The 5,892-nt window shown below is 71.0% G+C and carries 4 protein-coding genes; 2 read left to right on the forward strand and 2 right to left on the reverse strand.

Features of this window, described 5'->3' with window-relative positions; genetic code table 11:
* Nucleotides 1-325 (forward strand): hypothetical protein (locus MXD58_RS18110; RefSeq protein ID WP_250609618.1); only part of this gene is annotated, 325 nt, incomplete at its 5' end.
* A gap of 276 nt (nucleotides 326-601) precedes the next feature.
* Nucleotides 602-1,615 carry a hypothetical protein gene (locus MXD58_RS18115; protein WP_248839778.1) on the forward strand — a complete coding sequence of 338 codons (1,014 nt, stop codon included), beginning with the start codon at nucleotides 602-604 and terminating at the stop codon, nucleotides 1,613-1,615.
* 203 nt (nucleotides 1,616-1,818) lie between these two features.
* Here the strand turns inward: MXD58_RS18115 and MXD58_RS18120 are convergent, their stop codons facing one another.
* Nucleotides 1,819-3,615 (reverse strand): M3 family oligoendopeptidase, encoded by a 1,797-nt coding sequence (locus tag MXD58_RS18120; RefSeq protein WP_248839779.1) that lies wholly within the window; start codon nucleotides 3,613-3,615, stop codon nucleotides 1,819-1,821.
* A 164-nt stretch (nucleotides 3,616-3,779) separates the two neighbouring features.
* The coding region (locus MXD58_RS18125) for a helicase-associated domain-containing protein (RefSeq protein WP_250609619.1) at nucleotides 3,780-5,892 on the reverse strand (2,113 nt) is incomplete at its 5' end.

The following is a 5,892-nucleotide window of genomic DNA, read 5'->3' on the forward strand; positions in this document are numbered from 1 at the left end:
GGCGGTGGTGGGAACACCGCTGGTGGTACGACGGTCGGCGGCGGTGGCGGTGGTGGTAACACCGCTGGTGGTACGACTGTCGGTGGTGGTGGTGGCGGCGGGAACACTGCTGGCGGCACCACGGTCGGTGGCGGTGGTGGGAACACCGCTGGTGGTACGACGGTCGGCGGCGGTGGCGGTGGTGGTAACACCGCTGGTGGTACGACGGTCGGTGGTGGTGGCGGTGGTGGTAACACCGCTGGTGGGACCACGGTCGGAGGCGGAGGCGGTGGCGGTGGCGGTAACACCGCCGGTGGCACGTCGATCGGTTAATTCGGCTGGGTAATCTCCGGCAGGTTCGGAAGCGGCGGCCCTCCTCTCGGGCGCGGCCACATGGACTTTCATGTGCCGTACCGGGACGAGGGCCGTCATCAGGTGTGTCGTCGGCTATCTCCGTCTTGGTGTCGCCGCGGGAATCTGGCTCCTTTCCCGCCCGAGTCCAGATGGCGGGAGGAGTGCCTGCCCGCTCTTCCCCGGAACTCCTCCATCTGCCGTCGAGGATTGACACGCGGAACGGCAGAACGGCCTCGCGGGCTCTGCTGCTGGCTACGATCTCGCGGAGTTGGTCTGCAGAACCTCCGCGTACACAAGGAGCCATATGGATATCAGAAGATGTTCGACCGGACTTCTGCTTACGGGTGGACTTTCCGCCTTCGCCATCCTGCTGGCCTCGCCCGCGTCAGCCGCAACACCTGATACGGACGCGGTTGGCGCAAACCAGTCCGCTGGCCAGAAGAGCCTCGTTTCCGCCACTGTACCTGTCTGCTACCGGCCTGGTGGAACGGTCCCGATCAATCTCGGACTTCAATATCCGGAAGACCCGAGCGTGGCTGCCTCCGATGGTCCGACGACCTGTTTTGAGTTGAGTTATCGGTACGATCCCGCGGCGACGACCTGGCGCCCGTCGTTCGTCTCGCCGTGCACCTGGGGAGAACCTGCCCTGTCGCTCGCGGCGGAGAGTGACGAGTCCGACAGTCTGGCCGAGCTGTTCCAGAACGACGACAAGGACGACGACTGGTTCGGCGACAAGGACCGCCGCTTCGACGATGTGATCATCGGTAGTGTCACGATCGGCATCGGTGGTCCGACCATCGGCGGTACCGGGATCGTCGGCGGCACCGGAAACACCGCTGGCGGCACCACCGTCGGATTCGGCGGAAACACCGCAGGTGGAACCACGGTCGGCGGCACCGGAAACACCGTCAACAACAGCGGTACCACCATCAACGGCGCTGGCGGCACTCTCGCCCCGACGACGTCCGCCGCAGCGGTCCTGCCGACATGCGCGGCCACCGACTTTCCGGCCGGCACGGGCCTCCAGACGGATTACCAGGAGCCCGAGGGATCAGTCACGGCGGCGACCGAAGGGGACGCGCTGACCGTGACGAGCCCGGGTTCGGAGCTCACCCCATCCTCCTTCGCGCCGGAACAGCCCGGTTACGAGCGGGGCTGGCGGGATGGCTGGTTGGCCCGTGGCCAGCGGGACAGCGAGGCGGTTGCCGAGGCCGGCGCCGGAGTTCCCCCGCAGACCGTGGACGCGGCGGTCGACGAGGAGGACGGGACGGCCCTTCTCTGATCTTCTGACACCGGCCGCGCACCACCGTGCGGAGGCAGGTACGCCCCGTTCTCCCGCCTGTCGAGACGAGCGAACGGGGCGTTGCCCTGCCCGGCCGGCTGGGGCCCGTCCGGCGGTGGAACCGACCCCGCCGGACAGCCGCGCGGCCCCGCCGGACAGCCGCGCGACCCGACCGGACAGCCGCGCGAGGCGGCCGGCTCGCCCTAACCGATCCGTCCGGCCTCGCCGGCGGCCGCTTCGGCGGCCTGGAGCTGCGTCTCGACCAGGTCGAGACCAGCCGACCAGAAACCGGGGTCGGTGAGGTCGATGCCGACGATTCGGCCGAGGTCCTCGGGGAGGCGGGAGCCGCCGGCGCCGAGCATCGCCAGGTACGAGGGTACGAACGACGGGCCGTCATCGATGTAACGCTGGTACACCGACAGGGCCAGGAGCTGGCCGTAGGCGTAGGCGTAGACGTAGCCGGGCGTGCCGATGAAGTGCGGGACGTAGCTCCACCAGGTGCGGTAGCCCTCGGTCAGCTCGACGGAGTCGCCGAGCAGCTCGGTCTGGCTGGCCGCCCACGCCTCGTTGATCCGCTCGACCGACAGCTCGCCCTCGGTGCGGCGGGCGACATGCACGGTCTGTTCGAACTGGTTCATCGCGGTCTGCCGGAACACGGTGGCGATCGCGCCCTCGATCGATTCCGCCAGCAGCGCGAGGCGTGACTCGGGATCGGTCGTCTCCGCGAGCAGCCGGTTGAAGACAATCGTCTCGCCGAACACGGACGCCGTCTCGGCGACGGTCAGCGGCGTGTTCTGCTGGAGGATTCCCTGCTTCGCCGCGAGAACGAAATGAATGCCGTGGCCCAGCTCGTGCGCGAGGGTCAGCACATCGCGGCGTCGGGACGTGAAGTTCAGCATGACGTACGGATGCACCGACGGCACGACCGAACTCGCGAAGGCCCCGCCGCGCTTTCCGGGCCGCACCGGAGCGTCGATCCGCCGGTCGTCGAAGAACCGGCGGGCAACCCGTTCCATCTCGGGCGAGAAGCCGCCGAAGGAACTCAGCACCAGCTCCCGCGACTGTTCCCAGCCGTAATGCTCGTCGGCGGTCGTGACGGCCGCCATCCGGTCGTAGTCGGCGAGCTTCGGCAGGCCGAGGATCTGCGCCTTGAGCCGGTACCAGCGCTGCGGAATGTCGTACCGGCCGCGCACCGCGGAGATCAGCGCCTGCACCGACTCGTCGGACACCTCGTTGGCCAGATTGCGGCTGGACAGCCAGGTGGGATAGCCGCGGAGCCGGTCGTTGACGGCCTTGTCGTGGATGAGCGTGTTGAAGATGTACGCCCGGGTGCGCAGGCCCGGCGCGAGCGCCTCGGTGACCGCCTCGGCGGTGCTCCGGCGCACGTCCCGGTCGCCGGCGGCGAGCCGGCTCAGCGCCACCTCAAGCGGCTGGCCGTCGACCTGGATCGCCGAGACCTGCTCGGAGAACAACCGGCTCCACGCCGACCGTCCGGTCACGGACTTCTCGGTCAGCAGCTTCTCCTCGGGCTCGCTGAGCAGATGCGGCCGGTAGCGGCGTTCCATCCGAAGGTAATGACGTGCCTGGTCCAGACCGTCGGCGGCGAGCAGCCGCTCGGCGGTGTCGTCGTCGAGCGCCGCCCATTCCAGGCCGAAGAACAACAGCTGCGTCTGGATCGCCGTGCTGTGCTCCCGCACCTTCTGCAGCAACGCGCCGCGTGCCGGGTCGGCGGTGTCGGTGGAGAAACGCAGCGACGCGTAGCCGCCGACCTTCCCGGTCACCTCGTAGATCGCCGCCAGCTCGGCCATCGCCGCGACCAGCCCCGGACCATCAAGGCCGGCGACCTTCCCGGCGTATCGCCCAGCGAACGCCTCCGCCCGCGCCGCCGCCTCGGCGAGCTGCGCGTCGAGGCGCGCCTCGCCCTCGCCGTCGAGGAGCTGCTCAAGATCCCATTCGGCAAGCTCAAGCGCGGGATCGGACGCCAGGGTCTCGGTAGCCATGCCCGCAGGCTACAGAGGGCCAGCCCGCCCCCAGGCCACGCCGGCCCGTCCCGCCGAGCGATCGGCTCGCCGGGTCGCGGCTGGCCGGTCACTTTTCCCTTCGGCCGCTGATCATCCCTTGGGAGGATCGCGGCTGGGGCGCCTTCGGTTGCCTCAGGCCTGGTTCAGTGGGCCGGGGCGACGGTTTCGATGTTGGCTATGGTGAATTCTCGGTCGTCGTTGCGGAGATGGCAGTAGGCGACGAGCCAGCGGCCGTACATGGTGCCGGGTTGGACGCGGCGGATGGTGCGGCTGCCGTTTTTGTCGCGGTAGGTGATGACGATGTCGGTGTGGCTGTCGATGGCCTCGGCCAGGAGGGTGAGTTCGGCTTCGGCGAGGCGGTCGTTCAATCTGCTGAGATCGGACGCGCGCGGGCTGAGCTCCGGGATTCCTGCCAGCTCGGCGGTGCGCAGGTGGGCGATCAACGCCGCCGGCGTCACGCGGCGCGAAGGCACCGCGGCGGCGGCGTCCCCACCAGTCTTCTGACCTCTCGACGCTTTCCCCGTCGCTCCGGCGGCGGGCGGGCCGAGGGTGTTGTCCTTCGCGGGGAGGATGATCGTGCCGGTGGCGTCCTCGGGCATGGGATAGAAGCCGGCGCGGCGCAGTTCCGCGAGGACGGTCGGCGGTTCCTCGGGGCTGGACAGGACGGTCGGGGCGAGGCGGGCGAGGTGCAGTTTTGCGAGGATGCGGGTGTGCAGCACCTCGGTGAGGGTCGGTTCGTCACCGAGGACGGCGCTGCGTAGGCCACGTACGCGGACGTGGCCGTGGCGGCGGGCGACGTCCGCGATCAGGTATTCCAAGGCCTGCGGCAGGGGCCGATGGGCTGCGGCGCGTAGGTCGGCGAGCAGGTCGTCGGCGGACCAGCCGGCGTCCATGGCGGTGCGGACGCTCACGGAGGTGAACCGCCAGACCGCGGCCGCGCCGCGCGACTCGGGGACGGCGGCGGCGCGCAGCAGGCGGGACATCGCCGCGGTCGGCTGACCGGACACCAGGGCGGTCAGGTCGGACTGGAGGATCAGGCTCGTCGGGGCGGTCGGGAGCAGCGGCTCGCAGCGGTCGCCGAGGCGCTCGGCCGCGGCGGCGATCTCCTCGGCCAGGGTGGTCGCACTGACGCCGAGCGCCATCTCCAGGGAGACGACGGCCAGGTCGGCGACGTTGGCGGCCTCCGCGAGCAGCGCTTCGCCGAGGCCGGTGAGCACGTCGACGGCGACCACGCCGAGCAGTTCGGCCTCGCGGATGGTCGCGGCGACGATGGCGTCGCGAGCGGCGGGCGCATAGCCGTGCAGCGGGGCGTACCAGTCGATGTACGTGCCCGCCAGGCGCGCGGATCGGCCGCCGGTCGCGGCGCGTAGCAGGGCACGGCGGATGATCCCCGCCTCGGAGTCGATCGGCAGCGGCGGGGGCGTCTCGCGGTCCTCGTCGGGCTCGCTGTCCCGGGCGGACGGGGCGTGACCGAGCTGGTACCAGGCCAGCGCGAGCGCGGCCCACTGGCGACGCGCCGGCTCGTCCCGCCAGGGCGCGAACCGCGGTCCAGGACCGTAACCGCCGTCGGTGCGCGTCAGGAGACCGGCGGTGGCGGCCAGGTCGATCCACAGCGGCAGGTCGTCGAGGGGCAACGACAGTCGTTTCGTCAGCCGCTGGCGCTCCCGGACGCCGATGCCGCCGTTCTTGAGGGCGGCCAGCGGGACGGCCGCCGCCTCGTCGACCAGTGCCGTCACCGCCCGCAGGGCCTCGGCCGCGCCGGCCTGGGCGGCGGAGGCGACCACCGCGGGCGCGGCGCTCGGCCGGGGCGCGTCGGGTGGCCCGGACAGGCCGAGGCCGTCCTCGCTGATCCACGCCGCCGTGGCGACCTCGCGGGGCAGCTCCGCACGGTTGTTGACGAGCAGCAGCAGGCCGCTTCTGACCAACGCCTGCCTGGCGGCCGCCTCGGCCCGCCGTTCGGCGGGGCCGCCGAAGAAGGGACGGATGAACTGACCGCTGGCGAGGTCGCGGAGGTCACGCAGAAATTCGCGGGCCGGGCGCGGGAGTTCGGCGATGATCGCCGCGACCCGCGCCGGCTCGGACAGCCGCTCGGTGAGCAGCGCGACCAGCTCGGGTTTGCGCAGGTCGGCGGGGTCCGCGCCGAGCGCGTTCACGGTGGCGCGCAGGTCGGCGACGACGACGTTGCGGGCCAGGGTGGCGGCCGGGCGCAGGCCGGCGAACGCGGCGTTCCAGTGCGCGTGCAACGTGCCGGTCAGC

This window comes from Frankia sp. AgKG'84/4, assembly GCF_023242965.2.
In the GTDB taxonomy this organism is placed as follows: domain Bacteria; phylum Actinomycetota; class Actinomycetes; order Frankiales; family Frankiaceae; genus Frankia.